The sequence below is a fragment of the Pseudomonas sp. 21615526 genome (genome assembly GCF_013386245.1).
GTDB lineage: Bacteria > Pseudomonadota > Gammaproteobacteria > Pseudomonadales > Pseudomonadaceae > Aquipseudomonas.
Genome location: NZ_JACAOM010000004.1, coordinates 1 through 26,017 on the forward strand (window position 1 = coordinate 1; position 26,017 = coordinate 26,017).

Annotated in this window: 21 protein-coding genes; 12 read left to right on the top strand and 9 right to left on the bottom strand. The window is 60.9% G+C overall.

Annotated elements, in window-relative coordinates; all coding sequences use genetic code 11:
• The 5 genes from HX786_RS01475 to HX786_RS01495 form a co-directional block, all read left to right on the top strand.
• The coding region (locus HX786_RS01475) for a BapA/Bap/LapF family large adhesin (protein WP_256734773.1) at positions 1-2,178 on the top strand (2,178 nt) is incomplete at its 5' end.
• A gap of 182 nt (positions 2,179-2,360) precedes the next feature.
• Positions 2,361-3,758 carry a TolC family outer membrane protein gene (locus HX786_RS01480; RefSeq protein WP_173883061.1) on the top strand — a complete coding sequence of 466 codons (1,398 nt, stop codon included), beginning with the start codon at positions 2,361-2,363 and terminating at the stop codon, positions 3,756-3,758.
• A complete protein-coding gene (locus tag HX786_RS01485; RefSeq protein WP_178911641.1) occupies positions 3,755-5,938 on the top strand; it encodes a type I secretion system permease/ATPase in 2,184 nt (727 codons plus the stop codon). Before HX786_RS01480 ends, HX786_RS01485 begins: the two co-directional genes overlap by 4 nt.
• Before the next feature lie 26 nt (positions 5,939-5,964).
• On the top strand, positions 5,965-7,155 hold the full coding sequence (locus HX786_RS01490; RefSeq protein WP_087693464.1) for an HlyD family efflux transporter periplasmic adaptor subunit: 1,191 nt from the start codon (positions 5,965-5,967) through the stop codon (positions 7,153-7,155).
• Positions 7,156-7,190: 35 nt separating this feature from the next.
• On the top strand, positions 7,191-8,054 hold the full coding sequence (locus HX786_RS01495; protein ID WP_178911651.1) for a S9 family peptidase: 864 nt from the start codon (positions 7,191-7,193) through the stop codon (positions 8,052-8,054).
• Here the strand turns inward: HX786_RS01495 and HX786_RS01500 are convergent.
• From HX786_RS01500 to HX786_RS01510, 3 genes are all read right to left on the bottom strand, one after another.
• The gene (locus HX786_RS01500; protein ID WP_178911642.1) at positions 8,051-11,104 is read right to left on the bottom strand and encodes a UDP-N-acetylmuramoyl-tripeptide--D-alanyl-D-alanine ligase; all 3,054 of its coding nucleotides are present in this window, start codon (positions 11,102-11,104) and stop codon (positions 8,051-8,053) included. The two genes, HX786_RS01495 and HX786_RS01500, sit on opposite strands and share 4 nt — an antisense overlap.
• A gap of 239 nt (positions 11,105-11,343) precedes the next feature.
• Complete coding sequence (locus HX786_RS01505) at positions 11,344-11,544, bottom strand: hypothetical protein (protein WP_003212332.1); 201 nt, start codon at positions 11,542-11,544, stop codon at positions 11,344-11,346.
• Positions 11,545-12,101: 557 nt separating this feature from the next.
• A complete protein-coding gene (locus HX786_RS01510) occupies positions 12,102-12,446 on the bottom strand; it encodes a cupin domain-containing protein (RefSeq protein ID WP_003212331.1) in 345 nt (114 codons plus the stop codon).
• A 389-nt stretch (positions 12,447-12,835) separates the two neighbouring features.
• Between HX786_RS01510 and kynB the strand changes: the two genes are divergently transcribed.
• Positions 12,836-13,486 (top strand): arylformamidase, encoded by a 651-nt coding sequence (gene kynB / locus HX786_RS01515; protein WP_087693454.1) that lies wholly within the window; start codon positions 12,836-12,838, stop codon positions 13,484-13,486.
• Positions 13,483-14,340 (top strand): tryptophan 2,3-dioxygenase, encoded by an 858-nt coding sequence (gene kynA, locus HX786_RS01520; RefSeq protein ID WP_008436669.1) that lies wholly within the window; start codon positions 13,483-13,485, stop codon positions 14,338-14,340. Before kynB ends, kynA begins: the two co-directional genes overlap by 4 nt.
• A 177-nt stretch (positions 14,341-14,517) precedes the next feature.
• Here kynA and HX786_RS01525 read toward each other — a convergent pair whose 3' ends face one another.
• The 4 genes from HX786_RS01525 to antA all read right to left on the bottom strand — a co-directional run bounded on the left by HX786_RS01525 (position 14,518) and on the right by antA (position 19,050).
• Positions 14,518-15,918: an amino acid permease gene (locus tag HX786_RS01525; RefSeq protein WP_003212324.1), complete on the bottom strand. Its 1,401-nt coding sequence runs from the start codon at positions 15,916-15,918 to the stop codon at positions 14,518-14,520.
• A gap of 71 nt (positions 15,919-15,989) precedes the next feature.
• Positions 15,990-16,997 (bottom strand): anthranilate 1,2-dioxygenase electron transfer component AntC, encoded by a 1,008-nt coding sequence (antC, locus tag HX786_RS01530; protein ID WP_178911643.1) that lies wholly within the window; start codon positions 16,995-16,997, stop codon positions 15,990-15,992.
• A gap of 170 nt (positions 16,998-17,167) precedes the next feature.
• A complete protein-coding gene (antB, locus tag HX786_RS01535; protein WP_178911644.1) occupies positions 17,168-17,659 on the bottom strand; it encodes an anthranilate 1,2-dioxygenase small subunit in 492 nt (163 codons plus the stop codon).
• The gene (gene antA, locus HX786_RS01540; protein ID WP_003212318.1) at positions 17,659-19,050 is read right to left on the bottom strand and encodes an anthranilate 1,2-dioxygenase large subunit; all 1,392 of its coding nucleotides are present in this window, start codon (positions 19,048-19,050) and stop codon (positions 17,659-17,661) included. The genes antB and antA overlap by 1 nt, the downstream gene beginning before the upstream one ends.
• A gap of 313 nt (positions 19,051-19,363) precedes the next feature.
• Here antA and HX786_RS01545 point away from each other — a divergent pair, with 313 nt between their 5' ends.
• On the top strand, positions 19,364-20,362 hold the full coding sequence (locus tag HX786_RS01545; RefSeq protein WP_008436676.1) for a helix-turn-helix domain-containing protein: 999 nt from the start codon (positions 19,364-19,366) through the stop codon (positions 20,360-20,362).
• A 138-nt stretch (positions 20,363-20,500) separates the two neighbouring features.
• Here the strand turns inward: HX786_RS01545 and HX786_RS01550 are convergent, their stop codons facing one another.
• Complete coding sequence (locus tag HX786_RS01550; RefSeq protein WP_003212314.1) at positions 20,501-21,376, bottom strand: LysR family transcriptional regulator; 876 nt, start codon at positions 21,374-21,376, stop codon at positions 20,501-20,503.
• A 114-nt stretch (positions 21,377-21,490) separates the two neighbouring features.
• On the opposite strand from HX786_RS01550, the gene HX786_RS01555 reads away from it, so the two are divergent.
• Genes HX786_RS01555 through catA form a run of 3 tightly spaced genes read left to right on the top strand, consistent with a single transcriptional unit; the run spans position 21,491 to position 23,894 of the window.
• Positions 21,491-22,615 carry a muconate cycloisomerase family protein gene (locus HX786_RS01555; RefSeq protein WP_178911645.1) on the top strand — a complete coding sequence of 375 codons (1,125 nt, stop codon included), beginning with the start codon at positions 21,491-21,493 and terminating at the stop codon, positions 22,613-22,615.
• 16 nt (positions 22,616-22,631) lie between these two features.
• Positions 22,632-22,922 (top strand): muconolactone Delta-isomerase, encoded by a 291-nt coding sequence (catC, locus tag HX786_RS01560; RefSeq protein WP_003212310.1) that lies wholly within the window; start codon positions 22,632-22,634, stop codon positions 22,920-22,922.
• A gap of 42 nt (positions 22,923-22,964) precedes the next feature.
• On the top strand, positions 22,965-23,894 hold the full coding sequence (gene catA / locus HX786_RS01565) for a catechol 1,2-dioxygenase (protein ID WP_008436682.1): 930 nt from the start codon (positions 22,965-22,967) through the stop codon (positions 23,892-23,894).
• Between the two features lie 124 nt (positions 23,895-24,018).
• On the opposite strand, the gene HX786_RS01570 is transcribed toward catA, so the two are convergent.
• On the bottom strand, positions 24,019-24,492 hold the full coding sequence (locus HX786_RS01570) for an Lrp/AsnC family transcriptional regulator (RefSeq protein ID WP_003212305.1): 474 nt from the start codon (positions 24,490-24,492) through the stop codon (positions 24,019-24,021).
• 142 nt (positions 24,493-24,634) lie between these two features.
• Between HX786_RS01570 and kynU the strand changes: the two genes are divergently transcribed.
• Positions 24,635-25,885, top strand: coding sequence for a kynureninase (gene kynU, locus HX786_RS01575; RefSeq protein ID WP_178911646.1), 1,251 nt, complete (start codon positions 24,635-24,637; stop codon positions 25,883-25,885).
• Positions 25,886-26,017: the final 132 nt, after the last annotated feature.

The following is a 26,017-nucleotide window of genomic DNA, read 5'->3' on the forward strand; positions in this document are numbered from 1 at the left end:
GATGCCGATGCCGATGCCGACGCGGATGCGGATGCGGATGCTGACGCCGATGCTGACGCCGATGCCGATGCCGATGCCGATGCCGATGCCGATGCCGACGCTGATGCGGACGCCGACGCCGACGCCGACCTCGAAGCCTTCGACGACCTCGCTACCGGCGAAGTAACCATCAAACCCGTAACATCCAACACCGGCCTGGCCGATATGCGCGTGTTCACCCTGTTGGGTGTCGGCGGCATCATTCTGGGCGATCACACCAAGCAGCAGGAGTTCTCGGTTGCCGAGGGTTCCAGCGGAACGCTGAACCTGCAGTTTGCCCAGGCCGACCTGGTCTCGCTGTTGGGCGGTGGCTTCACTGCCACGCTGGAAGTGAGCGACGGTGCCGGTGGATGGTTGCCGGTGCAGCAAGGCAGCAACGGTTCGGGCTTGCTCGACCTGTTGGGGCTGTTCGGACAAAGCTCCAGCGCCAAAATCGAAGGCCTGGAAGCCGGGCAGTATCGCTTTACCCTCAAGCTCGACCCCAACCTGGTCAGCGTTGGTGCAGGGGCCACGGCCAAGTTGAGCGTCACCAATGACAGCCTCACCGACTTCACCGGGGAAGCAGGGCCGGATGTCACCGGCAACGTCATCACCGACCCGGGCATTGGCGGTAAACCGGATGAACCGGGAACCGGCGGGCCAGTGAAGGTGCAGGTCGAGGTCAACGGCGAATTCGTCGATGCCGACGCCACCACCGGCACGGTGCTGCAGGGCCAATATGGTCAGCTGACCATCTTCGCCAACGGCGAGTACAAGTACACCCCGAACGGCGATGTCGCCAGCATCGGCAAGGTGGATGCCTTCGAGTATCACCTGGTCAATGGTGCTGGTGCTTCGGCCTCGGCAACCTTGTATGTGCGTATCGACAGCCCGAGTGTCAACGTGGACTGGAGCGCTACCGATCCATCTGCGCCCGGCGTGATCAACACGGTTGCCAATGATGACCTGGGTTCGGCACAGATCGACATCGTCAACCTGGTCACCCAGGCCGACCTGGCGACCCTGAGCTACAACCTGGCACTGCTCGGCAGCAGTACGGGTACGGGTGCCGAGATCAATGTTGCCACGGGCACGACCGCAGAGCTTGCGATCAACGTCACCGTCACCGGCATTGCGTTGTTGCCAGGCACGACCGTCAATCTGCAGAAGTTCATCGGTAACGAATGGGTCACGCAGCAGACCACTACCCAGGCGAACCACACGTTCCAAGGGTTGGATGCCGGGACCTATCGCGTGACCGGGACGACCGGTGCCGTGCTGTCGCTGAGTGCGCTGCACATTGCGCAGAAGCTCACTACCACCTCCCTCACGGAGTTCGTGACCGGTGCAATGAGCAATGCGACTGGCAACCTGCTGTCCGACAGCTTGTCCGGGCCGGATGTCCTCGGTTCGCCGCTGACGGTACTCAGTGTGCTGGTCAACGGGGTCTATGTGATTCCTGGGCAAACGGGGACGAAAATCAACGGTGACCACGGCACATTGACCGTGTTTGCCGATGGTAAGTACGTCTACACCCCGCATGCCGGGCTGACGCTGGACGAGATTGGCCAGGTGGATAAATTCACCTACAAGCTCACCACGCCAACCGGCCAGGAAGACACCGCCGACCTCTACGTGCGCATCGACTCGCCGGATCGCGACCTGGTCTGGGACGACGCCAACCCGGGTGCGCCAGCCACTGAAGGTGCCGGCATTGCCGCTGCCCACAGTGCGGTGGACCAGGCGGCGGATGACGGCGCCAACGTTGACGGCGATCACCACGATGCCGTGGTGGCCGACGACACCGACTTCACCCATGTCGATGCTGGCGCGGGTGCAGACGGGTTGTTGTGGGAAGGCGGCGATGCAGCCATCAACCTCACCGACCTGATTGGCACAGTCAGCGGGGTGCACAGCATCGACCTGAACGATGTCAGCGCCGTCGACCTGACCCTGAGCCTCGAAGACCTGGTGTCCATCACCGGGCCTGAGTCGGATCGCTTGATGATCCAGGGCGACGATCAGGACAGCGTGCACCTGACAGGTGACTGGAGCGCCGGTGCGACCCAGGTAGAGAACGGTCTTGAGTACGTGATCTACACCAGTCCGGAAGATGAAACCCATCAGCTCTGGGTACAGAGCGGCATCAGCGTGGTGTAACGCCACCCCTGCCGGCCGGGCCGCAAGGCCCGGTTTTCCCTACCAACGGTAATGCAGCGGTGGGCCGTGACGTCAGTCACGGTCCGTTGTTGTACTCATCAGGTTTGACAACAGTCAGGTGACTAGCAGTGAGGCAAAAGAGTTTGGCCAAGCAGCTGTCTGCCGTAATTCTGGCAGTCGCAATGATCGCGCCCGAGCGTGCGCCGGTCATGGCAGCGTCGTATATCGACGATGAAGAACGCGTCAACATCATCAGCCCGAGCAACCTGGGCACACATTTACCCGGCGGGCCAACGGGCGTCAGCGCACCGGTGGCACCCGAGCACGTCATACCGAGCAACCTTGACCTGACACGCGCCATTCAACTGGCGGTGGAATGGCACCCGGCAATTTCCGAGGCGATCGGCCAGCTGTACCAACAAAACGAGAACGTGAACATCGCCCGTTCCGGTTATTACCCGCAAGTCAGCGGTGGCTTCAACTCCGGCTACGACAGCGGCCTGAGGGGCAACGGCCAGAGCCGTGCGTTTTCGTTGTCGGCGTCGCAGATGCTCTATGACTTCGGCAAGGTCTCAAGTTCTGTCGACAGTGCGCTGGCGCGGGTCAGTGCCAGCCAGGCGTCGGTGTTGCTGTCGATCGATCAGGTGGCGCGCGATACCTCGTTCGCCGTGATCGAACTGCAGCGCTCGCAGTTGCTGGTGCAACTGGCTCGCGAGCAAATCGACGGCATTTCGGCGATTGCAGAGCTGGCCAAAAAGCGCAGCGACATGGGCGCCAGCACCCGTTCGGACCTGATCCAGGCCCGCTCGCGGGTCGAGGCCTCGGTGGCGACGCAATTGCAATTCACCGCGCAATTCAATCGCTGGCGCAGCACGTTGAGCAGTCTGCTTGGGTCGCAGGCGCCAGTGAGCGTGGCGAATGGTTTTCCGGCAAGCCTGGAGCAATCCTGCGTGGGCGTGGTACCCGATGCGGCAGTCACGCCGACCCTGCTGATCGCCCAGGCGCAGCGTGTCGATGCGCTGGCGCTGATTGCACAAGCCCGTGCCGAGGCGTTGCCGACCGTGTCGCTGGACCCGTCCATCACGCACTACCTGGACAACAACGACGACAGCAACGTCCCCGGCGGCCGCGACCGTACCCGTTATGGCGTATTTCTCAACGTGAAAATGCCGCTGTACCAGGGCGGCGCAATCACCGCCCGCAAATCCGCTGCGCAACAGGCCCTGCGTTCCGCCGATGCCGCCAACGACGCCGCGCGCCTTGCGGTTCGCCAGGGGTTGCTGGAGGCGCGGGATCAAATCTCAAGCCTCAGCCAGCGACTATCCACCCTGGATTTTCGTGAGCGCAGCATCTCCGAAACCCGCGACCTGTATCGCCAGCAGTACCTCGAACTGGGCACACGGCCGTTGCTCGACCTGCTGAATGCCGAGCAGGAAATTCACCAGGCACGCATGGACCGGGAAAACACCGCCGCTGACCTGCGCCGCCTGAAAATCGATTGCCTCTACAACACGGGCGCACTGCGCACGGCGTTCCACCTGGACAACAGCACCCTGCAAGGTGTGGAGATTCGGCCATGAATGATGCTGTGATGCTTGCGGACGAAACCAACGCAGTACAAACACCGCTGAACCCGGCGCCCGCAGTGGATTATGACGTGTGGCTGGAGGCCGTCCTGAGCGTGGCCCGGCATTACCGTCTGGAATGCTCCGCCCAAAGCGTGCGCATCGCCGCACAATGGACCGAAGGCGCTTCGGTGGAAGAGGTGGTACGGCAGATGGCCCGCCAGGCGGGGTTGAACTGCGTGATTGCCGACTTCAGCGAAACCACGCTGATGCAGCGCCAATTACCGGTGGTGCTGCAATTTGCCGACGGCCAGGTGGGTGTGCTCGAAACCCTCGGCGACGGCGACAACCTGGGCATCGCCTACAGCGGCGACGGCGGCCTGCAAAGCCGGCTCACCCGCCAGGACCTGTTGGAGCAAGCGCGCAAGAGCGTGATTCTGCGACCCATGGCGGCAGTGCGTGACCGGCGTGTCGACGACTACATCAAGCCTTACGAGAAGGCGTGGTTCAAAAACATCGTGCTGCGCGACCTGCGGCCCTATGGCTATGTGATGCTCGCGTCGCTGGTCACCAGCGTGCTGGGGTTGGCCGGGGTACTGTTTTCGATGCAGGTGTACGACCGGGTGATCCCGGCCGAATCCATGCCCACCCTGTATGTGCTGTTTGGCGGGGTGATGCTGGCGCTGGTGTTTGATTTCATCATGCGCATCACCCGTGTGCGCATCACCGACATGCTCGGCAAACGCGCGGATCTGCGCGTTTCCGACCTGGTGTTCGGGCATGCCATTCGCTTGCGTAACAGCGCCCGGCCGAAGTCCACCGGCTCGTTCATTTCGCAGCTCAAGGAACTGGAACAACTGCGTGAGCTGATCACCTCCAGCACCGCCACGGCGCTGGCCGATCTGCCGTTCTTCCTGCTGTTTCTGGTGATCTACTGGTTGATCGCCGGCCCGCTGGTGGCGGTGCCAATGGTGGCTGTGCTGTTCCTGATAGTGCCCGGGCTGTTGGCGCAGAAAAAACTCGCGGCACTGGCGAATGAGTCGATGCGTGAAAGCTCGTTGCGCAGCGCCATGCTGGTGGAGACCATACAAGGCCTGGACGACATCAAGGCGTTGCAGGCCGAACAGCGCTTCCAGCAACAATGGAATCACTACAACGCCACCTGCGGCGACGCCAGCCTGCGCCTGCGCCTGCTCACCAACAAACTGGTGGCCTGGAGCAACAATGTGCAGGGCTCGGTGTTTGCCGTGGTGGTGGTGTTCGGTGCGCCCATGGTCATGGCCAGCGACATGACCACCGGTAGCCTTGTCGCGGCGTCGATCCTGGCGTCGCGGATGATGGCGCCGATGTCCCAGATCACCCAGGTGCTGACGCGCTGGCAGCAGGCCAAGGTTGCGCTGCAAGGCCTGAACCGGATCATGGAATTGCCGGTGGACCATCCCGAGGGCAGCAAACGCGTGCACCTGCCGGTGATCAAAGGCCAATACGCGCTGAGCCAGGCCACATTCCAGTATTCCGACGATGCCCCCGTGCCGGCGCTGCGTGTGGCCGACCTGAAGATCCAGCCGGGCGAGCGCATCGCGATTCTGGGGCGTAACGGCGCGGGTAAATCCACGCTGTTGCAGGCATTGGCCGGGATGCTCGACCTCAAGGCCGGCACCATCAGCCTGGATAGCGTTGCCCTCAGCCACATCGACCCCGCCGACGTGCGCCGCGACGTGGGGCTGATGACACAAAACTCGCGGCTGTTTCACGGCACGCTGCGCGACAACCTGATCATGGGGGCGCCGCATGCCAGCGATCAGGAAATCCTCCAGGCCCTGGCGCTGACCGGTGCGGGCGACTTCATCGGCAAGTTCGCCGACGGCCTGGACCACATGATCCTGGAAGGTGGCCTGGGCCTGTCGGGCGGGCAGCGTCAGTCGCTGCTGCTGTCGCGGCTGATGATTCGCCAACCGCATATCGTGTTGCTCGACGAGCCCACCGCGTCCCTGGATGAATCGACCGAGCGCCAGTTGATCCACAACCTCGACCGCTGGGCAGCCCACCGCACGCTGATTATCGCCACGCACCGCATGAGTGTATTGAGCCTGGTGAATCGGGTGATCGTGGTCGACAACGGCCAGATCATCGTCGATGACAGCAAAGCCAACGCGATTGCGCGCCTGTCCAAACCGAAGGGGAAAACCCAGTGAAAAGCCCTGCGCCGAAAACCATACCCCTGCTCGCCACCGAAGACGAAGGCGCCCGGCATACCCACGACGGCGTGGATGAACGCACCGTGGTGCGCGCCACGCGCGTGGTGGGCTGGGTGTTTGTCATGCTGATTGCGTTTGGTGCCTGGGCCTACTTTTTTGAAGTGGACGAAGTCTCGACGGGCAGCGGCAAAGTCATCCCGACCTCGCGTGAGCAAATCATCCAGTCGCTGGAAGGCGGCATCGTCACGGAGTTGAATGTGGGGGAGGGCGATATCGTCAAAAATGGCCAGACGTTGGCCAGGCTTGACCCGACCAAGACCGAATCCAACTTTGATGAAAGTGCCGCCAAGTACCGGGCATCGCTGGCCAGCGTCGCGCGTTTGCAGGCCGAGGTAGACGGCAAACCGTTACTGTTCCCCCCGGAACTTGAGCGTTACCCCGCACTGGTGCGCGCCGAAACCGACCTGTTCAACACTCGGCGCAAGGGCCTCGAAGAATCATTGGCCGGCGTGCGTTCGTCGCTCGGGCTGGTGCGTAGCGAGCTGGAAATCACCGAAAACCTGGCCAAGGTCGGCGCCGCCAGCAACGTTGAGGTGTTGCGCCTCAAGCGCCAAAAGGCCGAGCTGGAGTTGAAACTGACCCAGGCCCGCTCCGAGTATATGGTGCGGGCCGGTGAGGACCTGGCGAAGGTCAATGCCGACGTCGAGACGCTGTCGTCAGTCATGCGCGGGCGCTCCGACTCGGTGACCCGCCTGACCCTGCGCTCGCCGGTGCGCGGTATCGTCAAGGGGATCGAGGTCACCACCATCGGCGGGGTTATCCCGCCCAACGGGCGCCTGATGCAGATTGTGCCCCTGGATGAGCAGTTGTTGATCGAGGCGCGTATCTCCCCGCGAGATATCGCCTTTATCCATCCCGACCAGGTGGCCAAGGTCAAGATCACCGCCTACGACTACGCCATTTATGGCGGCATGGACGGCAAGGTCGTGACCATTTCTCCGGACACTATCCAGGACGAGGTCAAGCCAGAAGTCTTTTACTACCGAGTGTTCATCCGCACCGACGCTGACACCTTGAAAAACAAGGCCGGCAAGTCGTTTTCGATTGTGCCTGGGATGATTGCCTCGGTGGATATCAAGACCGGCCAGAAAACCGTGCTCGACTATTTGATCAAGCCCATGAACCGTGCGCGGGAGGCCTTGCGCGAGCGTTAGGCGAGGTGGCTGTGGCCAGGTTTGCGTTGTGGTGGATGCTGTTGTGGGCCGGCGTGCCGGGCGCGTGGGCCCTGAGTGAGGGTTCGACACCGTTGCTTTGGAACACCCCGGCCGACCAGTCGACCTGCAACCAGGTCGACTCTTCACTCTGGGTCGAGTTGGCCGGGGGCGATGAGTGCATTCGCTATTTTTCCGGGGCGGTGCTGAGCCGTGCGCCCGTGGTGATCGTGATGTTTCATGGCGACCGCAACGTGGAAATGCACCGCTCGCCCGAGTCGATCCGTGGCAATACTCTGGCCGCCAAGGCCAGGCAGGCCAAGGCCCTGAGCCGGCGTGCGGGCGTACCGGTGGTGATTGTGGCGCGACCTGGCACCTACGGTTCCAGCGGCAACCATGGGCAGCGGCGCCAGGCGCGGGAATTCATTGTGCTGGACGCTGCGCTCAACGAGCTGCGCAAGCGTTACGGCATCGGGCAGTTTGTGTTGCTGGGGCACAGCGGCGGCGCCACGGTGGCCGCGGCGTTGTTGACCTTGGGGCGTACCGATGTGAAGTGTGCAGTGATGACTTCCGGCGCGTTTGCCCTGGTGCAGCGCGCGCAGATGTTGCGTCAAAGCAAAGGCCTGCCTTCGCGTCCGGGCCGCGACACCAATGGTTTATTGCACCCCTACGATCCCCTGGAGCACCTGGCCGGCATTGCCGTTGCGCCTGCGCGGCAGTTGTTCGTGATTGGCAGTGTGGACGACCAGGTAACCCCATTTGTGTTGCAGGAGCGTTTTTACCGGGCGTTGATTCGCGCCGGGCATCAGGCGCAGTTGGTCAAGGCGCAGGGTGTGCCTGCGATGTTTCACCAACTGCGCAATGACATTGGCCTGAGGACAGCAGCGGGCTGCGCGGGCTAACCCGCCGGCACCGCCTGTTCGGTCGTGTTCAGCCAATCACAGATCTGCGACAACCCGGTACCACCGGAGCTTTTCACCAGTACCCAATCCCCCGCCTGGAACCACTGGCCGGGGTGGCGCGCCAACGCCTGGCCTAATGCCGTGGCATCCTCGAACCACTGCACTGACAGCTCACTGCGCAGCACCCGGTACACCTCATGCATCAGCGGCCCGCACAGCACCAAATGCCGGGGCGCCGCCGCGCGCAGCGAGTCAGCCAGTTCCAGGTGGTAGCGCTGGGCGTCGGGGCCCAGCTCCAGCATGTCGCCCAACACTACTACCCGGTGCCGCGAGGCCACGGGCAGGTCGGCCATCGAGCGCAAGGCCGCAGCCATCGAGCCCGGGTTGGCGTTGTACGCATCGTTGATCAGCTGGAAATGCCCGTCGGTGCATTTGATCGAGCGGATATTGCCGCGACCTTCCACCGGTTGGAAGCCGGTCAGCACTTCCAGTGCCTGGTCGGCGTCAAGCCCGGCGGCGAACAGCGACGCCAGCACCCCCAGTGCGTTGAGCACCATGTGTCGGCCGCGAGCACTCAGGCTGAAATCCAGCCGTTGCGTGTCACGTTGCGCGGTGACGTAGACCCGGTCGGCCTCGCTGCACACGTCGAGCAGGCGCACATCGGCATCAGCGTGTTCGCCATAGCTGGTCACGTGCAAGCGCGCGACTTCGGCGGCCTGGGCGAACACCTCGTAGTGCGGCATATCGCGGCACAGCACCGCGTGCCCACCCGGTGCCATCGAGCGGAAGATCGCGCTCTTTTTACGCGCCAGGTTTTCCAGGGTGCCATGGTATTCCAGGTGCGCCGGAGCCAGCCCGGTCACGATAGCAATGTGTGGGCGCACCAGCTCCGAGTTAATCGGCATGCGGCCCACGGCCATTTCCAATACCCAGAATTTGGCCGGCCGGGGCATGCTCGCCAGGTTCCAGGCGATCCCATGGGGCAGGTTGGCGTTGGCCTCGGTGTGGCCCACTTCGCCCCAGTGTTTCAGGGCGTGGCCGAGCATGGCGACCACGGTGGTTTTACCGAAGCTGCCGGTGACGCCGAATACCTGGCCAGTGAATCGCTGCCTGGCGTATCGACCCATTTGCAGCATGGCCTCGCTGGTATCGGCGACCTGTAACACCGGCAGGCCGCTGTCCAGGTAGGGCGTCGGGTCTACACACAAGAACGCCGAGGGGCGTCGCTCAGGAATGGCCTGGGCCCAGCGCAGCGCCGACTGCACTTCGTTCGGTCCCACCTTGCTGGGGTGCCGATTGAGCATGCGCTGGGGTTTGAAAAACTGCATGGACGGCGTCAAACCCGACGTGTACCAACCGGGTGGTGGCTGTTTGGCCCAGGTGCCGTGTGTCACCCGAGCCAGGGTGTTGGCGTCCCAGACCCAGCCGAGGGGCGCTGCGTCCTGGGCCAGGCTCACTTGCGGCGCGCCGTCGAGCAGGTAGCGGTGGTAGGCAATCAGCCCCGAGAGGTAATGCTCCACGTCGTCGATGCGCACCCTGAACGCGTGGTGACGTATAAAAAACGAACCGGCAATGCGCGCAGGATTGGCGAAATACATCGCCGTTTCCGGCCAGAAATACCCGTTGAACAGATAGCGCGCACGATGATGCAGGGCGCGGTAAAACGCGTGCAGGTCGATCTCGGTGAGCAGGTGGCGCAATTGCGCTTGCTGGGCGATGCGTTCGAGCATCTGCTGCGCAGCCATCATCAATTCCAGTAGCGTCGGAAAGGTGGTGATGCGCTGTTGCACGAACCCCAGATAACCGGCGACGTTATTCAGGCCGAAGCGGAAATACTTTTCGTCAGGTCGGTAGCGGGTCAGTTCGTTCACGCAATAGCTGAGCCAGTGATCGTGCTCGCGCCAGTGCTGTTTTTCGATGAAGTAGTCGAAGGCTTTTTCCACCACGGTTAACCAGCGCTCATCGCCGGTGAGGCCGTAGAGGCGGATCAACCCGAACGCGGCCTCGCCGTCGTAGTAGATGATCCGGAACGCCTCTTTGACGGTAAGGTCACGGCCATGCAAGACGTGCACGAAGGCGCCGGTGGTCGCGTCCTGCATCCAGGCCATGCCATTGGCCAGGGCTTCCAGCACGGGTAGGTAGTGGCGGGTGCCGGTGACTTCGCTGTATTTGACCAGCGCCAACAAACACACGGCATTGCCGCCCAGTTTGATCTCGTCACCGGTGTCCAGCAGATACGCCGCCACACTGCCGTCGGGCAGCACGTAGGACTTGATCAGTTCCTGGGTAAGGTAGGCCAGCGAGCGGTCGATGGCGGATTTAAGCGCCTCATCGCCGGTCAGTGCCCAGGCCTCGATCATCGAATAGGTGGTACTGGCGTGGCGCAGGGTGTTGTAGTTTTTTATCGCCCGGTCAAAGCACGGGAAGTAGCCGTAGACGAACTGGCCGCTGCCCTGCACCTGAGTGCTCAGGTAGCTTGCGGCGCTGATGATGCTCGCCTTTACCATGCCGGGCTCCAGCGCTGCGAGGGTGCGCCAGCCGGTTTCTGTCGGGCCAGGGTTCAGCGGGTGGGGCACGCCGTCTTCGGCACAAAAAACGCCCTTGGTGTCGAACAGGAACACGGGGGTCTCGGGTTCAAGTGTGGCGATCAGGTCGGCTGTATTGAGCCCGGTAAAACGGCGCCTGGCGTACACCGAAAAATTGCCGGCATTGAAGGTCGCGTGATTGATAGCGTTGCCGCCATACAGGATCGCGTTGGCGTTCAGTTCCTGTTCGGTGATCGCGATGTGCAGCGCCGCATCGAAGGCGATGCCGCGCCGGAAGTAATTACGCTTGTGGCGCTTGAAGCGCGCATTGAGTTCGGCCCAGGTGATGGCGGTTACGTTGATCGCGCATTCGACGCGTATCCATGAACGTTCGACGATGTTGCCTGACTGCGCGCGGTCTCGTTCATAGGCACCCTGCAAGCGCTGCATACCGGTTTGCCAGGCAGCTTCGAAGTTATCTGCCGTGATATGAAAAACATGCGCGCGCTGGGTGCTGTCGCTCATGGAGAAAAACAAGGTACAGGGCTGCGCGGCGTCTGATGATACAGCAGGCCCATTCATTTCTTTGCTTAGATGAGCATAACAAGCAAGCCATTGCTGTTTCACAGGCATAGTTCATCACCAGTTTTTAACTTGGAGAGGGGTGGCGCGCAGTGTTCATGATTAAACTGCGCGCCAGCTGATAAATAAGCAGAAAGTTATGCCGCACAGTTTTATAAAGGCAAATTAACCAGGCTTATATATCAAGAGCAGAGCGATGAATCCTCTTTCTCCGGCTCCAGCACGGAGGGCGGGACTTGGCTCTCGTATTGCTGGAGATGGTCACGAATCAGCTTGCGAATAACCTGAGAAATAGTAAGGTCAACTTCCTCGGACAGCGACTCCAGACGCTGCTTGGTCGGGAAGTCGATGAGAATGGTCAGACGTGTTGTTTTTTCAGGCATTTTCTTGATCCTTTTACAAAAGCGCGGTCTCGACTGCCGCGTGCAGTAAGTGCTGGAAGACGTGTGGAGTCCTTAGAACAAACCAATGGGGTAATCAACTGATTCATTGGAGTCTAATTCAAATCGCTGCGCGTTTTCCATCAATGTGCAGTGAAGGTTGCGATTATGTGAAGTTCTGCACCTTCTCCGTACCTCTTATTATCATCGGGTTATAATGCTATGAGATTCGAGTATAGACCGGTTGCAAGAAAGCTATCTCAAAGTGTAGGGGGTGTCAAAAGTCAATCTTATCTATAACTAAAGTAGTGGTTGTACTGTTTGGTGAGTTTGATTATGTATTTTGCGCATTACGTCATGAGATTTTTTCAAGAACTTGGTGCTCACAATATTCTGTCACAAAATACTAATTGATTGTTTTCGAATATCAAGGGTTGTTGTCACGAATAACAGCGATTGTTGTTGGAAGAGGGGCAGGGAGGTGCTGCTTTTATCAGAAGGGCGCGACGGTCGTCGTTGAGGTAAAAGGGGCCAGGGCGACCCCTTTCCAGGAGGTGGGATCAGGCAAACACAAAATACTTACGCACCGTCTCGACCACTTCCCACGTCCCCTTCATCCCCGGCTCCACCACAAAGATATCCCCAGCCCGCAAATGGATCGGCTCCAGGCCGTCCGGGGTGATCACGCAGTAGCCTTCCTGGAAGTGACAGTATTCCCACTTCACATACTCCACCCGCCATTTGCCCGGGGTGCAGATCCAGGTGCCCATGATCTTGCTGCCGTCCTCGCTGGTGTAGGCGTTGAGGTTGACGGTGTGCGGGTCGCCTTCGAGTTTTTCCCATTTGCAGGCGTCCAGCACCGGCAGTGGATGGGTGTCGCGCAGTACGGTGATTGGCTTGGACATGATGATTCCGAGGCAGTGGAAGGGAAGTCCGAACCCTATCGCCTTGGGCGGCCCGCCAGTGGTCTGGACTCGACATCGGGATGCCCAGAAGCGCAGCCATTTGCACATCCGTGAGTCACCGCCAACCCCTGTGGGAGTCGGGCTTGCCCGCGATGGCGGAGTGTCAGGCGATGGAAGGGCAAGCTGTGCCGACCTCATCGCGGGCAAGCCCGGCTCCCACAGGGAATATTTGTTGTTTGAAGGATTGAGTCAGTACGAAATATCTGTGCGCCAATCAGCCATTTCCTCGCAGTAAGTGCGAAAGATTTCCCGCTTTGCGCTGGAATTCGCAAGAATATTTACAGCCGGCCCTCGTATCATTCACCCCAGTAACGACCGAGAGCCTTGAAATGAATCCAATAAAAACGTGGTGGGACATCAGCCCGCCCTTGAGCACCGCGACCCCGACCTGGCCGGGTGATACGCCGTTTCAGGAAGAGCGGGTCTGGCAGTTCGGCCCCGAGTGCCCGGTGAATGTCGGACGCATCACCCTGTCGCCCCACACCGGCGCCCATGTGGACGCGCCGTTGCACTACAGCGCGGACGGCGCGCCGATTGGCGAAGTGTCTCTGGATGTGTACATGGGCCCGTGCCGGGTGCTGCATTGCCTGGGTAGCGGCGCGCTGGTGCAGCCGCATCAGTTGGAAGGCCGCCTGGAAAACCTGCCGGAGCGCGTACTGTTGCGCACTTATCAACAGGCGCCGCTGGATGCCTGGGATTCGAATTTCACCGCCGTCGCCCCGCAAACGGTCGAGTTGCTGTTCAGCCTCGGTGTGCGCCTGATCGGTATCGACACACCGTCCCTGGACCCGCAGCAGTCCAAGACCATGGACTCCCACAACGCCGTCGCCCGGCATGGCATGGCGATTCTCGAAGGCATCGTCCTCGACGACGTGCCGGAGGGCGATTACGAGTTGATCGCGCTGCCGCTGCGTTTTGCCAACCTCGATGCCAGCCCGGTACGAGCCATTCTCCGCCCGCTCAAGGAGCCCACGCGATGAGCCAGTGTCCTTTCTCCCCTGACTACCAGCCGCCGGAAGAATGGCATAACGCCGAGCTGAATTTTTCCGAGTCCATGAGCTACGGCGACTACCTGGACCTGGGCAAAGTGCTCAGCGCCCAGCACCCGCTGTCGCCGGACCACAACGAGATGCTGTTCATCATCCAGCACCAGACCTCGGAGCTGTGGATGAAGTTGATGCTCCACGAACTCAAGGCCGCCCGCGAACACGTGCGCCTGGGTGAGCTGCCGCCGGCGTTCAAGATGCTGGCGCGGGTGTCGCGGATCTTTGACCAACTGGTGCACGCCTGGGCGGTACTGGCGACCATGACGCCGTCGGAGTACAAGTCGATCCGCCCGTACCTGGGGCAGTCGTCGGGTTTCCAGTCGTTCCAGTACCGGGAAATCGAATTCATCCTCGGCAATAAAAGCGCGGCGCTGTTGCGGCCTCATGCCCACCGGCCGGAGTTGTTGAAGGAGCTGCAGGTGGCGATTGCCACGCCGTCGCTGTATGACGAGGCGATCAACCTGATGACCAAGGCCGGGCTGGCGATCGACCCCAAGCGCGCCGAACGCGACCCGACGGCGCCAACGGTTCACGATGATTCCGTGGAGGCGGCGTGGCGCGAGGTTTATCGCGATCCGAGCCGGTATTGGGACCTGTACCAGTTGGCCGAAAAGTTTATCGACCTGGAGGATTCGTTCCGCCAATGGCGCTTCCGCCATGTCACCACGGTGGAGCGGATCATCGGCTTCCAGCCTGGTACGGGCGGCACCGAAGGCGTGGGTTACCTGCGCAAGATGCTCGACACCGTATTGTTCCCCGAGCTGTGGCGAGTGCGTTCCACGCTGTAATCAAGGCCCAACAAAAAGCCCCGGTACTCATCAGTACCGGGGCTTTTCATTTGGAATACGATCAAAATGTGGGAGCGGGCTTGCTCGCGAAAGCGGTGGGTCAGTCAATACATCAGGTGACTGACACGACGCCTTCGCGAGCAAGCCCGCTCCCACACAAGCCCGCTCCCACATGGGTTATTGCGCTGTTACTGCCTTCGCGTTGTTCAACCGCAACCGGTACGCCACATAGATGATCCCGACCCAGACCGGAATCGCATACACCGACGCCCGTACACCCGGAATCGCCAGCATCACGCAGATGATCATCAGCATGAACGCCAGGCACAGGTAGTTGCTGAACGGGAACCAGAAGGTCTTGAACGACGGCACCACGCCTTGCTCGCCCATGGCCTTGCGGAACTTGATGTGGGTCAGGCTGATCAGCGCCCAGTTGATCATCAGCGAGGCAACCACCAGCGCAAACAACAGCTCCAGTGCGTCATGCGGCGCCACGTAGTTGATCACCACACACAGCAGCGTCACCAGGGCCGAGATGCCCAGGGCACGCAGCGGCACGCCTTGCTTGTTCAGCTTCATCAGCGCTTTCGGCGCGTCGCCTTGCTCGGCCAGGCCGAACAGCATGCGGCTGTTGCAGTACACGCCGCTGTTGTACACCGACAGTGCCGCGGTCAGGACCACGAAGTTGAGGATGTGGGCGGCGGTGTCGTTACCGATCAAGGAAAAGATCTGCACGAACGGACTGCCGCTGTAGGCATCGCCCGACGCGCCGAGGGTTTGCAGCAGTTGGTCCCATGGGTACAACGACAGCAGCACGGTAAGGGCGCCAACGTAGAAAATCAGGATCCGGTACACCACCTGGTTGATCGCCTTCGGGATCACCTTGCGGGGTTCGCTGGCTTCGGCGGCGGTAATACCCACCAGCTCCAGGCCGCCGAACGAGAACATGATGAACGCCATGGACATCAACAGCCCCATGCCGCCATTCGGGAAGAACCCGCCGTGGCTCCACAGGTTACTCACCGAGGCCTGCGGGCCGCCGGTGCCGCTGAACAGCAGGTAGCAGCCGAGCACGATCATGCCGACAATCGCCACCACCTTGATGATCGCGAACCAGAACTCGGTCTCACCGAAGAACTTCACGTTGAGGGTGTTGATCAGGTTGACCAGCACAAAGAACACCACCGCACTGACCCAGGTCGGAATTTCCGGCCACCAGAACTGGATGTACTTGCCCACCGCTGTCAGCTCGGCCATGCCCACCAGCACGTAGAGTACCCAGTAGTTCCAGCCGGCGAGGAAGCCTGCGTAACCGCCCCAGTACTTGTGGGCGAAGTGGCTGAAGGAGCCGGCCACCGGTTCCTCGACGATCATTTCGCCCAGCTGGCGCATGATCAGGAACGCGATGAACCCGGCTACCGCATAGCCCAGGATCATCGACGGCCCCGCCGATTTGAGCACGCCCGCCGAGCCGAGGAACAGCCCGGTCCCGATCGCCCCTCCCAAGGCAATCAGCTGAATATGCCGGTTCTTCAGGCCACGCTTGAGGCCCACCGGGTTAACCATGTCATCCGCCATTAACATTCCCTTCTACTTGTTTTTTTCAGGGTTGATCGCACACCGAACCAGCCCCTCAAACCGCTGAGGGGTCAGATATTACTCTCGGTAAACTTTTCGTAATACAGCTGAACGCCATCAAGTGCCTGATCCAGCAGCCATTGTTTGATGGATTCGACCATCGGAGGGGGGCCGCAGACGTACATATCTGCCGATTGATCCCGCAATTCGGCCAGGTCGAAATGCTCGGTGAGGTAGCCGCGTTTGCCGGCCCAGTCCGAAGGTGGGTCGCTGAGTACCTCGGTGTAGCGAAACCCCGGGATCGTATCGGCGTAGGCTTTTATGCGTGTTGCCTCGCATAAATCGGCCGCACCCCGCACGCCGTAATACAGGTGCACCGGCTGTTGGCAGCCGCTGGCGGCCAGGTCATCGAGCATGCCCAGCAGCGCCGATAAACCAGTGCCACCGGCCACCAACACCAGCGGTCGGGTGACATGCCGAAGGTAGAAGGCACCCAATGGCGCTTCCAGCAGCAACTCATCACCGACCTGGCAGCGTTCGCGGATGTAGTTGCTCATCACGCCATCGGGCAGCAGGCGGATCAGGAACTGCAACTGATTGCCCGGGCGGTTGGCGAAAGAGTAGGAGCGCCAACTGTCGGTGCCGGGAATCGACAGGCGGGCATATTGGCCCGGCAAAAAGTCCAATGGGCGTTCAAGCTGCAGGTGCAGGATCGCGGTGCTGGCCGAGACCTGTTGCACTTGGCTCACCGTACTGCGGATTTGTACTGGCCCCGGCGCGTTGCACAGGCTGGAATCAAAATCGAAGTAGAACGCCGCATCGGATTGGACCCGGGTCTGGCAGCTGAGCATTTTGCGTTGTTGCAGATCGAGGCTGGAGAGGGCTTCCTCGTCTACGTAGTCCTGGGTGAAATCGCCGGACTCGCAGCGGCCCTGGCAGGTGCCGCATACGCCTTCGCGGCAGTCGAGCGGGATCTTGATGCCATTGCGCAAGGCTGCATCCAACAGGATCTCATTGGCGCCCACCGGGAAAAACAGGGTCTTGCCGTCGGCAAAACTGAAGGCCACTTTGTGATTCATTCGCAGAACTCCGCGAGTTTGATTTTCTATGCCTGCGATTTACCTGTGGCGAGGGAGCTTGCTCCCGCTGGGCTGCGCAGCAGCCCCAAAAAGCCGGGAGCGCTACGCACTGGAGCGCCAACCCGGTCCAGCGGGAGCAAGCTTCCTCGCCACAGGTGTAATGCATCAGGTCACAGGTGATAGAAATCCAGCACCGAGTTGATGGTGTCGTTGAGCAGCAGCGCATGCTTGCGGGTGATCAACCAACTGTCGCCATCGGGCTTGAGGCTGTAAGTGGCGCTGCCGTAGAACTGCTCCGACGTCGCCAGCCGATAGAACAACGTATGCCAGTTCAACTTCACCTCCAGCAGCCCGTCCGGTTGCTCGGCAATCCGCACGTTGTTGATCAAATGCAGCGTCCTCGGCATCGGCGTGGCCGACGCGGCCTTGCCCGTGCGCAGGCGAAACACCCGATCCTCCAGCCCCGAGCGGTTGGTGTAGTAGATCAACGACATTTCGCGCTTCGGGTCGCGGGTGTAGACATGTTCCGAATCCCACTGCGGCAGGTGGAATTCACTCTGCGGGTCGAACAGCTGCACGTAGGCGTCCCAGTCCTGGGCATCGCACAGCTCGGATTTACGATAAAAAAACTGCTCGATCCGGTACTGCAATTGCGCATTCATCATTCCACCTCCCGCAGTTTCAGGGCTTGCTGGTCGAGTCCGTCCAGCAGGAATTTCTGCCAGTTGCGGTGCTGGTTGACGTACAGCCCTTCGTGGGTGAATTCGGTGCCGGTCATCGCCGGCTGGATACCGATGGATTCGCTATTGGGTGTCGGCCCGGTTTCCCAGCGATGGCTGCCGCGGGAGATATCGCTCCAGCGTTCCAGGCGGCCCTGGAAGCCGCGCTGGGCTTCGCGGAACTCCACCAGGTCATCCGGCGTGCCCATGCCCGAGACGTTGAAGAAATCCTCGAACTGGCGAATGCGGTTTTCTCGGTCGGCGTCAGACTCGTTCTTCACCCCCAGGCACTGGCTGATGATTTCGGTCTTGTTCCACGCGATGGGCCGGATGATCCGCAGCTGCGAACTGATCTGGTCGAGGAAGAACAGGCTCGGGTAGATGTTCAGGTTGCGCAGGCGGTGCATCATCCATTCTGCTTTTTGCTGGCCGTGTTCTTCGATCAGGCGCGGCATGATGGTGGCGTAGCCCGAACGCACGGTGGGGTTGGGCATGTCGCTGAACAACAGGCTGTGGCCATTGTTGAAGGCGAACCAGCCGTCATCGGTGTTCGCGTCGCCGGCGCCGAGCTTGCTGTAGTCCAGTGTCGTGCCCGAGCCGGTGCCGTTTTCCGTATTGACCTGCTGGCGATGCTGCACCGTGGCCACGTAGTTGTAGTGCACGGTGCTGACGTGATAACCGTCCAGGCCGTTCTCGTTTTGCAGTTTCCAGTTACCGTCGTAGGTGTAGGCGGACTTGCCCGGCAGCACTTCCAGCTCACCGGTGGCCGATTGGGCGACCATCATGTCGAAGAACACTTTGGCGTCGCCGAGGAAATCTTCCAGGCTGTTGGTGCCGTTCACGTCGAGGCTGATGAAGACGAAACCCTTGTAGCTCTCGATCCGCGCTTTTTTCAGGCCGCGAGTGGCCTTGTCGAAGCCTTCCGGGTATTCCCCCGGCGCCTTGACCTTCACCAGCCGGCCATCGCTCTTGTAGCACCAGGCATGGAACGGGCAGGTAAACGTGGACTGGTTGCCCTTGCCAACCCGGGTCAGGGTGGTGCCCCGGTGCTGGCAGGCGTTGATCAGCGCGTTGAGCTGGCCTTCGCCGTCGCGGGTGATGATCATCGGCTGGCGCCCGGCGCGCATCGTCACGAAGTCGTGCTTGTTGGCCAGTTCGCTCTCGTGACAGGCATAGATCCAGTTTTTTTCGAAGATCAGCTCCATTTCCAGCTCGAACAACTCCGGCTCGGTGAACATGTCCCGGGCGATGCGGAACACCTCATCCACCGGACGGAAGTCCAGGCAGCCTTCGATAAAGCTTTTCCACTGCTCGACGCTTCTTGCACCACTCATGGGAGGCACCTTTTTTGATAATGGCTAGACGGGTAAGCCATTAAGAGGCTGCGGCGGGGCACCGGGCTATCCGGTTAATGGGGGAAGGTGGGCCACTTAGTTGGGCACGAAATACCCACGGCGGTGCAGGGCGGTGGCGGAATGCGCTACTGTCTTGCAAGGCGATTGTCGGAAAAGTCTGCTTGTTATCCACTTAGTCGACGGTTGCTATCCACCCAGTGGCGATCCCGCTGGCGTGGCGCAAAACTTGCTGTCGATCTACCAGGACGCGCCGTCAGAGCGCGCCGGCCACAATTGCCGTGGGTGCCCCGTGATGAGTAGCAATACACGCGATATACGTATCGAGCGCTTCGACCTTGAAGGCGCCTGCAGCTGGATGTCCGGCATTTGCGGGCCGCACCGCCTGCAAACCGCGACGCCGGAGCGCATCCGCTTTCACCACAGCGCCAATGTGTTCAAGTCCCGCGCCACGACGCTGGGGATTATCGAATACGGCACCGACGTCACCATCGACATCGAAGACGCCGAGCACTTCAGCAGCTACAGCCTGACCCTGCCGCTGGTGGGCGAGCAGGAACTGAGCAAGAACGGCGTGCGGCTCAGCTCCAACCGTGACCAGGGCGTGATCATCTCGCCCAACGAACATCAGGTGCTGGAGATCTCCGGCGACTGCCGCAAGTTGCAGGTGGTGATCACCCGCGCGGCGATGAGCGAATCCCTGGAGGGCCTGCTGCAGCGGCCGATTGAAGCGCCGCTGCGCTTCGAATCGGCGATGGACGCGGTGGACGGCGCTTCCGCGTCGTGGTGGCGCATGGCGCGGTATTTCATCGCCGAACTGGAGCGCAGCAGCGAGCTGTATGACCAGGTGGCGTTTACCCGGGACCTGGAAAGCTCGCTGATCAAGGGCCTGATCCTGGCCCAGCCGAACAACTATTCCGAAGAGCTGCGGGACGTGCTGGGGGTGAAGCTGCCGCACTATTTGATTCGTGCCCGACAGTACATCCACGACAACGCTCGGGAAGCGGTGCACCTGGAGGATCTGGAGGCGGCGGCGGGCGTGTCGCGCTTCAAGCTGTTCGATGCCTTCCGCAAATACTTCGCCCTGTCGCCCATGGCCTATCTGAAGAAGTACCGCCTGGGTGCCGTGCGCCAGCAAATCCTCGAACATGGCTCCACGCGCACCATCTCCGAAATCGCCCTGGGCTGGGGCTTTACTCATCTGGGGCGATTCTCGGCCGAATACCGCAAGCTGTTCGACGAATCCCCCAGCCAGACCCTGCAACGCAACGACGCCAGGCGCATGCGTGGATGAGCACTTACTCAAAAACAAAGGGGATCAACTGTGGGAGCGGGCTTGCTCGCGAATGCGGTGCATCAGCCAACTCATTCGGTGACTGACACTGCGCATTCGCGAGCAAGCCCGCTCCCACATTGGATGTGTGGTGTTCTTTTAAATCAACTCTTCCACCAGTTGCAGGCAATGACTGAGCCCCGGCGACTGGTCATTGATCCGTCGGCTGAGAATGATCGGCGACGTGGCGGTGGCCTCCACCACCGGCGTATAGCCAATGTCTGCGCGGTGCAGCACCTGCACCGAGGCGGGTACCAGGGTCACGCCCATGCCTGCGCCGACCAGACCAATGGCGGTCTGCAATTCGTTGGTCCACTGCGAAACCTTCAGGCTCAAGCCATGGGCATCGAACAGCGCGATCACATGGTCGGCGTAGCTCGGCCGCGGGTTGCCGGGATACAGCACGAAGGGTTCAGCGGCCAATTGCGCCAGGGTGGCCGGGGCGCCCAGCAGGGGATGCCCGGCGGGCAACACCGCCACCAACCGGTCCTCCACCAACACCCGCTGCACAATGGCCGGGTCGTCGATGCGAATCCGCCCGAAGCCCACGTCAATCCGCCCGGCCTTGAGAGCTTCAACCTGTTGCAGCGTGGTCATCTCCGACAGGCCCAACTCCAGCTCCAGGCCATCGTGGCTGCGCAGCCGGCGAATCAACTCCGGCAGCACGCCGTACAGCGTCGACGGCGCAAAACCGATGCCCAGCCAGGTTTTCTGCCCAAGGCCGATGCGCCGGGTGTTGTCACACACCTTGCCCAGTTGCTCCAGCAGCACATTGGCGTGCTCATAGAAAAACCGCCCGGCTTCGGTCAGGCGCAACGGGCGCCCGCGCTCCAGCAGCACCACACCCAGTTCGTCCTCCAATTGCTGGATCTGCCGGCTCAACGGCGGCTGGGCAATGTGCAGGCGTTCGGCGGCGCGGGTGAAGTTGAGGGTTTCCCCCAGCACCTGGAAGTAACGCAGATGGCGCAGTTCCATAAAGACTCCATTCATACCTTAAGGGTATTGTTCGAGACTCATTCTATATTGGAAGCCAGCAGAGATCCGGAACAGAATCAGGCCAAATCTATAAAGAACCCAACGGGTATTGCCATGCCGATTTGCGCCATCGAGTCGATCGAGACCATCATCGTCGATCTCCCTACCATCCGCCCGCACAAACTGGCGATGCACACGATGCAGAACCAGACCTTGGTGATCATCCGCGTGCGCTGCGCCGACGGTATCGAAGGCATTGGTGAATCCACCACCATCGGTGGCCTGAGCTACGGCAATGAAAGCCCCGACAGCATCAAGATCAACATCGACCGGCACTTCGCGCCGCTGCTGCTCGGCCAGGACGCGAGCAACATCAATGCCGCCATGTTGCGCCTGGAGCGCAGCATCCGGGGCAACACCTTTGCCAAGTCGGGTATCGAAAGCGCCTTGCTCGACGCCCTCGGCAAACGCCTGAGCCTGCCGGTCAGCGAACTGCTCGGCGGCCGCGTGCGGGACGCCTTGCCGGTGGCCTGGACCCTGGCCAGCGGTAACACCGAAAAAGACATCGCCGAGGCCGAGAAGATGCTCGACCTGCGCCGCCACCGCATTTTCAAATTGAAGATCGGCGCCGGTGAAGTCAGCCAGGACCTGGCCCACGTCATCGCGATCAAAAAAGCCCTGGGCGACCGCGCCAGTGTGCGGGTCGACGTCAACCAGGCCTGGGACGAAGCCGTGGCCCTGCGCGCCTGCAAGGTGCTGGGTGACAACGGTATCGACCTGATCGAACAACCGATCTCGCGCAACAACCGCGGCGGCATGGTGCGGCTCAACCTGTCGAGCCCGGCGCCGATCATGGCCGACGAATCCATCGAATGCGTGGAAGATGCCTTCAACCTGGCCCGCGAAGGCGCGGCCTCGGTGTTCGCCCTGAAGATCGCTAAAAACGGCGGGCCGCGTGCGGTATTGCGCACCGCAGCGATTGCCGAAGCGGCGGGTATCGGCCTGTACGGCGGCACCATGCTTGAAGGCGGTATCGGCACCCTGGCCTCGGCCCATGCCTTTCTCACCTTGAACAAACTGGCGTGGGACACCGAGCTGTTCGGCCCGCTGCTGCTCACCGAAGACATCCTCGCCGAGCCGTTGGTGTACCGCGATTTCCACCTGCATGTCTCCACCGCTCCGGGCCTGGGCCTTGCCATCGATGAAGAGCGCCTGGCGTTCTTCCGTCGCGATAACTAACAAGAGGACACCTGCGATGTTGTTCCACGTAAAAATGACCGTGAACCTGCCAGTCGACATGAACCCCGAGCGCGCTGCCGGCCTCAAGGCTGAAGAAAAAGCTTTCTCCCAGCGGCTGCAGGAGCAAGGCAAATGGCGCCACCTGTGGCGCATCGCCGGGCTGTACGCCAACTACAGCGTGTTCGATGTCGACAGCGTGCAGGAACTGCATGACCTGCTGATGCAACTGCCGCTTTATCCTTACATGGCCATCGAAGTGAATGCCCTGTGCCGGCATCCATCGTCGATCCGTGAGGATGATCGCTGAGTCTGTTTTTTCACCTAATAATTACAAGATGAGGATTGCACCATGACCATCCGACTTTCCCAGACTGCTCACGCCCAACAGTTTCTCGAAGAAGCCAGCGGCAACCTTAACGACGGCGGCAACCCACGGGCCAAGGCGCTGATCTACCGGATCCTGCGGGACACGGTGAACATCATCGAAGATCTGGAAGTGACCCCGGAAGAGTTCTGGAAGGCGGTCAACTACCTCAACGAACTGGGCAAGAACCAGGAAGCCGGCTTGCTCGCGGCAGGCCTGGGCCTGGAGCATTACCTGGACATGCTGATGGACGCGGCGGACGAGGAAGCCGGCAAGTCCGGCGGCACCCCGCGCACCATCGAAGGCCCGCTGTACGTGGCCGGTGCGCCGCTGTCCAAGTTCGAGGCGCGGCTGGACGACGGGCAGGACCCGGGCGTGCCGCTGTTCATGCAGGGCCAGGTGCGCGACACCAATGGCAAGCCGTTGGCGGGGGCGATTGTCGATGTATGGCAGGCCAATACCGGTGGTACGTATTCGTGGTTTGACAGCACGCAGTCGGAGTTCAACCTGCGTCGGCGAATCGAGACCGATGCCCAGGGCAACTACCGTTTTCGCAGCATCGTGCCGTCGGGGTATGGCTGCCCGCCGACCGGCCCGACCCAGCAGTTGCTGGACCAGTTGGGGCGCCATGGCCAGCGGCCGGCGCATATCCACTTCTTCATCTCGGCGCCGGGCCATCGGCACCTGACCACGCAGATCAACCTGTCGGATGACCCGTACCTGCATGATGATTTTGCCTATGCGACGCGGGATGAGTTGATCGCCGAAATTCGCTTCAGCGAGGACGCAAACCTGGCAAAGGAATTTGGTGTGGAAGGGCAGTTTGCGCAGATTGATTTTGACTTCGAGTTGCAGCCTGCGGCGGCGCCGGTAGAGCAGAAGCGCATGCAGCGAGTGCGCGCGCTCGAAGACTGAACGCGGTAAAAAAATGTGGGAGCGGGCTTGCTCGCGAATGCGGTGGATCAGTCAATATTTCCGGTGACTGACACTCCGCCTTCGCGAGCAAGCCCGCTCCCACATTGGCTCTGTATCGTTTGGCCTACTTGCGAACAACCAGGTCGAGCAGATCATCCCGATCCTTGATCTTCTGCAGCACGATCTCCGACCGAATATCCATCACCCCCGCCGTGCGGTTCAGGTGGTTCACAATGAAATCCGAAAAGTGCTTGAGGTTGCGCGCCTGCACCCGCAGCACATAATTGCTCGCCCCGGTAATCACATACGCACTGGCCACCTCCGGCCACCCTTGCACCTTCTTGATAAACGTCTCGTGCCAATCCTCCACATCCTGGCGTAACGACAGGTGGACGATGGCCTCCAGCTCAATCCCCAACTGCTCGGCGTTCAACACCGCCCGATAACCACTGATGATTCCCTCGCTTTCCAGCAGGCGCAAACGCCGCAGGCAGGCCGACGGCGACAGGGCGACTTTCTCCGCCAGTTCCTGGTTACTGATACGGCCATCCTGTTGCAGGAAATGCAGAAGGCGCAGGTCGGTGGCGTCGAGAATCATGGTTAGAATAAATCCGCGTGTTTGGGGGTTAAATTCGAATTTCCTACAGCTTAATTAGCCTGTTGCTCACCACTTTGCACGAAAATTCTCTAAAGCTTCGTTCATTATTTGGCTCATTGTTACTACAACAACAGGACTGACCATGACCACCCGCACCCATTGCCTGACCCTCGACGCCCAGGATCCGCTGGCGCCATTGCGCAACCAATTCGCCTTGCCGGCCGGGGTCATCTACCTCGACGGCAACTCCCTCGGTGCGCGCCCGGTAGCGGCACTGGAACGGGCACAAGCGGTGATCGCCGAGGAGTGGGGCAATGGGCTGATTCGCAGCTGGAACAGTGCCGGCTGGGCCGACCTGTCCCAGCGCCTGGGCAATCGCCTGGCACCGCTGATCGGTGCCCGCGACGGTGAAGTGGTGATCACCGATACCACCTCCATCAACCTGTTCAAAGTGCTCAGCGCCGCGCTGACCGTGCAACGCGAACGCGCGCCAAGCCGCAAGGTGATCGTCAGCGAAGCGAGCAATTTCCCCACCGACCTGTACATCGCCGAAGGCCTCACCGAACTGCTGCAACAGGGCTACTCCCTGCGCCTGGTCAACAGCCCGGACGAACTGCCGAAAGCCATCGACCAGGACACGGCCGTGGTGATGCTCACCCACGTCAACTACAAGACCGGCTACATGTACGACATGCAGGCCCAGACTGCCTTGAGCCATGAATGTGGCGCGCTGGCGATCTGGGACCTGGCGCATTCGGCGGGCGCGGTGCCGATCGACCTGCATCAGGCCGGTGCCGATTATGCGATTGGTTGCACTTACAAATACCTCAACGGCGGGCCCGGCTCCCAGGCGTTTGTGTGGGTCAACCCGGCGCTGGTGAATGTGGTTACGCAGCCGCTGTCGGGCTGGTTCGGGCATACCCGACAGTTCGCCATGGAATCGCGTTATGCCCCGAGCCAGGGCATCGCCCGCTACCTGTGCGGCACCCAGCCGATTACCTCGCTGGCGATGGTGGAGTGTGGCCTGGATATTTTCGCCCAGACCGATATGGCCAGCTTGCGCTCTAAATCCCTGGCGTTGACCGACCTGTTCATCGAGTTGGTGGAAAGCCGTTGCGCCGCCCACGACCTGACCCTGATCACCCCGCGTGAGCATGCCCGACGGGGTAGCCACGTCAGCTTCGAACACCCGGAAGGCTACGCGGTTATCCAGGCCTTGATCGCCCGTGGCGTGATTGGTGATTATCGCGAGCCGCGCATCATGCGTTTCGGGTTTACCCCGCTGTACACCAGCTTTGCTGAAGTGTGGGATGCGGTGGAAATCCTGGGTGAGATTCTCGATCAGAAAACCTGGGACCAGCCGCAGTTCAAGGTTCGCCACAGCGTCACCTGAGTAAACGCAGAGCAAAAAATGTGGGAGCGGGCTTGCTCGCGAATGCGGTCGATCAGTCTCTGATGTATTGACTGGCACACCGCATTCGCGAGCAAGCCCGCTCCCACAGGGGACAGTGTTTCAACCAGAAAG